General features: G+C 70.4%; 2 protein-coding genes and 1 pseudogene. All 3 read right to left on the bottom strand.

Features of this window, described 5'->3' with window-relative positions; all coding sequences use genetic code 11:
* A pseudogene (locus O3Q52_RS48905) lies at positions 1–3,578 on the bottom strand (hypothetical protein); the annotation flags it as partial.
* Between the two features lie 168 nt (positions 3,579–3,746).
* On the bottom strand, positions 3,747–4,124 hold the full coding sequence (locus O3Q52_RS48900) for a hypothetical protein (RefSeq protein ID WP_269654899.1): 378 nt from the start codon (positions 4,122–4,124) through the stop codon (positions 3,747–3,749).
* Positions 4,125–4,126: 2 nt separating this feature from the next.
* Positions 4,127–4,582 (bottom strand): YbaB/EbfC family nucleoid-associated protein, encoded by a 456-nt coding sequence (locus O3Q52_RS48895; protein WP_269654898.1) that lies wholly within the window; start codon positions 4,580–4,582, stop codon positions 4,127–4,129.
* Between the last annotated feature and the right edge of the window lie 340 nt (positions 4,583–4,922).

Raw genomic sequence — 4,922 nt, 5'->3', positions numbered from 1 at the left:
ATCTTCTGTACGGCACGCCCGGGCCCGGGCTTGGCTGTCGCGCTCGGCACCAGGCGCCGCAGCTGCGCAATGGGCACCTTGTGGCCGTCCAGGGTGGTGACGACCGGGTCGCCCGCGGGGCGCGCGGGACCGTTCACGCCGTCGGTGGTGCCGCCGCTGGCCGCGGACCGCACGACGATCCGCCCGGCGGGCGGAAGCACCACGGGGGGCGCCGCCGTGGGGTTGTCCGACGCGGAGTCGTCCCGCGTGAGGTCGTCCGGTGCGGGGTCGACCGACGTGGTGTCGCCCGTCGTGGTGGGTGGCGGTGGCGGGGTGCCGCCGTTGCCCGGCCCGTGTCCGCCGCCGAGGCCGGGGGCATGGCCGCCGGTGCCCGTGCCTTCGTCGTTGCCCGACTCCAGATACAGGTCGGTGGCCGTGTCGGTCCAGGGGCGTGACAGCGTGGCGAGCTTGGCCGCGGCGGGCGCGGTGGTGAGCGTGGAGTCCGGGCCGACGCCGTTGCTGACGTTCTTGGCGTCCAGGAGGGACGTCACCTCCGAGACCAGCTTCGGGCGCGCGGCCGGGGTGTCGACCGGGCCGCTGTCGGTCTTGACGGTGGTCTTCGGGGTGGTCTGCGTGTCGGGTCCGGAGTCCACGGCGGGAGCCGGGCCAAGGGCGTCGGCGAGCGGCAGCAGCACGTTCGCACCGGGGAAGGCGGTGTCGGCGTCGCCGTCCAGCGTCGCGGCGGACGGCGGACCGGTGAGCCGGCGGACCTGGACCGGAGCGTCCGGCCCCTCGCGGGTCAGCTCCACGGCGGCGCGTACCGGACGCCCCGTCCCGTCCGGCGCGACCGCCGGACCGAACACCACGGCCCGGTCGACTCCGGCGCCGTCCAGGAGTGCGGCCGCCTCCGGCGACCCCTCCACCGGCGGCGGCGCCTCCGAGACCACGATCGTCAACGGCTGCGCGTGCGTGGACGAGTGGTCAGTGACCGTCGGGGACGGACCGGCCTTCACGTCGGTCTGGCCGCCGATTTCGGTCGCATCGCTCGTGTCGGCGTACGAGCCGGTGGTGTTCACCTTCGGCGGAGCGGCGGTGATGTCGGACACCGGAAAGGGACCACGTTCGGTGAGGTCCGAAGTGCCGTCGCTGTCGAGCGAGTTGACGGTCGCCGGCGACTGCAGGCCCCGCGGTCCGTCGTCGGTGGCGACCTGCGGGTCGTTGCCGGAGGTCACCTGCGAGTCGCTGTCCGTCGTGATCTGCGGATCGTTGGCGGTCCTGATCTGCCGGTCGTCGTCGGTCGTGTTCGACGCCGTGTCGTCGGTGGTCGTGGTCTGCGAGCCGTCCGGCCGGCCTGTGGCGTCCGGGTTGCGGAACCCCTGGGGCTGCGGGGCCGAGGGGGTCTGGTTGCTTCCACCGGCGGGTACGCCGCTCGGCCGGCCGGTCCCGGTGTTCGAACCCGTTCCCGCGCCCGTCCCCGTACCCTGCGTGGCGGAGTTGCCGGGGGCGGGGGCGGGACCTGCAACTTCGCCGTCCGGCGAATTCTGGGCGGAGTTGTCCGGGGAGACCTCGGTCGAGTTCTCCGGTGATGCCTCGTGCGCGGCGCCGTTCAGGTCGGCGGGGTTGTCGAGCTGGAGGTCCGTGTCGAGGTCCCCCGTCGAGTTGCCGTCGCCATCGACGTTGATGTTGTCGTTGGCGTTTCCGGTGGGACCGGGCACGGAGTTGCCCGTGGAGCCGCCCCCGAACCCGTTCGAGGAGGTCGGGGAGTCCACCGTGACCGGCGTGCCGAAGCTGTCGAGGACGCGACGAATCTCGTCCGTGTCGATCTGGGCGGCGGAGCTGTCCCCGGCGGGGACCACCCGGACCTCGGGCAGCTGAGACAGGTTGCCGTGCAGGCTGTCGCGGACACTGATCTCGGTGCTGCCGGGCGGCTGGGAGCCGCGCAGGGCCGCGAGGTCCTGCAGTGCCTGCTCGCGGATCTCGGGTGTGCCGTTGTAGATCTGCTGCCACAGCTCGTTCTCGGCGGCGGTCACGGGCAGCGGGCCCGGTGAGTACGCCGGCGGGTCCACGGTGCTGTACGGCGGCGGGCCCACGCCGGAGTAGGGCGGCGGCAGGTCGACGCCGGCGAAGTCGCCCGTGCCGGTGAAGTCCCCCGTGCCTGTGGTCTGCCGGGACACGGGCAGGGGCGGCGTACGCGTGGAACCGCTGCCGCCCGTCGAGCCGGAAGACCCCGACGTGTCCGTGCCGCCGGAGCCTTCGGCGTGGTCGGAGCCGTTGCCCGAGCGCGTGGAGTTGTCGGCGTCCCGTGTGTCGGTGTCGGTGTTGCCGCCGGAGACGGTGGGCGGCTGGTTGCGCAACTTCTCGATGGCGTTGCGCAGTTCGGCGCCGCTGTTGATCGCGGTGTCCGAGAGGGTGGCCTCGACCTGGCTGCTGAGGCCCGCACCGACGAAGGTCGACCAGCTGGTGGACCAGTCGCCGTCGAAGGCGCCCTTGATCAGAATCTCGGCGAGCGCCTCACCCCCGCCGGCGGCGAGGAAGTCGGCGGTCCCCTTGAGGCCGTAGTGCCCGGCGAGCGCGCCCGGCCGGTCGGCGTTGTTGCGCAGGATCTGGTCGTTCCGCCACAGGTTGGTGTTGTTCTTGAAGGAGGCGGGGTTGAACCGGAACGTGAACGGGTTGTTGTTCTTGAGGTTGGGGCTGTTCAGGTTCGGGTTGGGGCCCGGACTGTTGCTCGGGGTGTTGTCCCGGTTGGAACCGGGGCCGGGGCCCGGACCCGGACCCGGACCGGGATCCGGCTTCGGGTTCGGGTTCGGGCCGTTGTTCTTGAGGTTGATGTCCGGGGGGTTCTTGAGGTTGGGGTTGTTCTTGAAGTTGAGGTCGGGCCCGTTCTTCAGGAAGTTGTTGTCGTAGCTCTTGACGATGTTCTTCGCAAAGTTGTCGAAGATGCTGGTCAGGAAGCCCGCAGCGGCACCGAACGCGGCCGACTTGAGGATGTCGTTCCAGTCGAAGCCGTCGGGGCGGCGGCCGTTGGGGGCGAAGTTCATCATCGCGAGCCGCACCGCGAACGTGGTGAACGCCTCGGCGAACGCCTCGGTCAGCGAGGGCGCCAGGTGCAGCCGCTGGAGCAGGTGGCTGAGCGTGGTGAGGATCATGAACCGGCTGCGGAGCTTGGCCATCATGATCTGGCTGGCCGAGGCGCCACCGGTGAAGAAGGACATCGCGAGGTAGATGGCGATCTCGATGAGCAGCCGGATGACCTCGGCGATGACCTGCCACTTGGACTCCATGATGTCCATGGAGGTCTTGCGCCGGCCCTCGGCGATCTTGTCGAGCTGCTCGGAGAACTCGCGCAGGTAGTTCTTGCCGCCGTCGTCGATGAGCATGCCCATCGCCTTGGCGTACGACTTGGCGAGGTCGTCGGGCATGACCTCGGCGATGTCGTGGATCGACTTCTCGATCAGCGACGACACCCGGTCGAGCTTGCGGCCGAGGCCAGAGTAGGGTCGCCTGCTCTCGTAGGCCAGGTCCTCGTCGGCGTCGATGAGCTTCTCACCGGTGAGGATGAAGATCATCGCGTTGACCTCGGGCGACGCCATCATGCTCATCGGGGGCCGCCCGAGGGGCCGTTGGAGCAGAACTGATCCGAGCGGACCAGGGCGGAGCGGCATGGATCCGAGCAGTACCGGGGCGGGCGGCACGCGGACGCACCGTACCGGTCCGGGCAGCACGGAGCGGCCGCTCCCGGCATGCGGAAGCGGCCTGCGGTGCGGAGGTCAGCGACGGCCATGCCCGCCCGGGCCGCCGTTGCCGTCCAGCCCATGGGTGTCGATTTCCCTGTTGTTCTGCTCGATGTCCTCGATGTTGGCGTCACGGGTGCTCTTCATCAGCCGGACCTGGCTGACCGTGGCGTCGGTGATGCCCACCAGGGCGTCGCGGATCGACATCATGGTCTCTTTGGTGGTCTGCCGCTCCTTCTGCTCCTGCGGCTTGGCCTTCTCGGCGAACTCGCCCTCCGTGCCGGGCCACCGGACCGTCGGGGCCAGTTCGTCGAAGAACTCCTCCGTCATGCTCCTGGTGAGGGTGCCGATCTCCTCCAGCTGCCCCGCCAGTGCCTCGATGCGCTGCGGATCGACGTAGTACCGCTGTCCCATGGTCAGTCCTCTCCATCCTCGCCCAGCGCGTCCCGCCAGGCCGGGGTGGCCTGGCCGTCGCGTTCCGTGTCCTCGTCATCCTCGCGCAGCACATCTGGGCCGAAGATCCGCTCCCAGTCCAGTTCGAAGCCCTTCAGCTCCGGCACGTTGCTGCTGGGCTCCGTGAAGGGCGCCATCGCCTTCATCACGTGCCGATTCATCTTCGTACGTGCCGCGCTCGCCGCTTCCAGGACGCTGGCCGCCAGCTCCGAGGGCGACATGTCGCGGTACCTGTTCTCCAGGAACTCGATCCCGGTCAGCTCGCCCTGCGGGCCCACCACGGCACGGACCGCGCGGTCGGAGGAGAGCACCGAGAACGACGCCTGGCGCAGCTCGCGCTCGGTGCGCGCGACCGCCTCCTGGGCAGCTTGGAGTTCGGCCATCGCCTTCTCCAGCCGCTTCTCCAGCGGTTCCGTCACGTCCGCTCCGCCCTTCTCCGTCGGTCTCTCCGTACGCCCGGCCGTCGGGCCGTGTGCACGGCCCCCGCCCCGGGGGCCGGCAACTACCCTACTGATCTTGCCTGGTGAGGACTCTGCTGCGGAATCCGGAACGGGGTGGTATTCGTCTCTCGTCTCTCCGTTCCGGAATCCGCTCGGTTCCGCTCCCTCGCCGGAGCCCGGCGCTACCGCCCGATGACGGCCGGGGTGCCGCCCTCCTCGGTGCCCCACACATCGGCGTCCTCCTCCAGGTAGTCGTTGGAGCTGGTGACCCTGCGGCCCGGTTCGGCCTCCTCCTCGGTGGAGTCGGCGCCCGCGCCGC

Source organism: Streptomyces sp. ActVer (genome assembly GCF_027270795.1).
Taxonomy (GTDB): domain Bacteria; phylum Actinomycetota; class Actinomycetes; order Streptomycetales; family Streptomycetaceae; genus Streptomyces; species Streptomyces umbrinus_A.
This window is presented reverse-complemented; position numbering and strand designations above follow the sequence as displayed.

Excerpts from the sequence above, each read along its gene's own strand:
- O3Q52_RS48900 (WP_269654899.1), bottom strand. The coding sequence starts at position 4,124 with ATGGGACAGCGGTACTACGTCGATCCGCAGCGCATCGAGGCACTGGCG.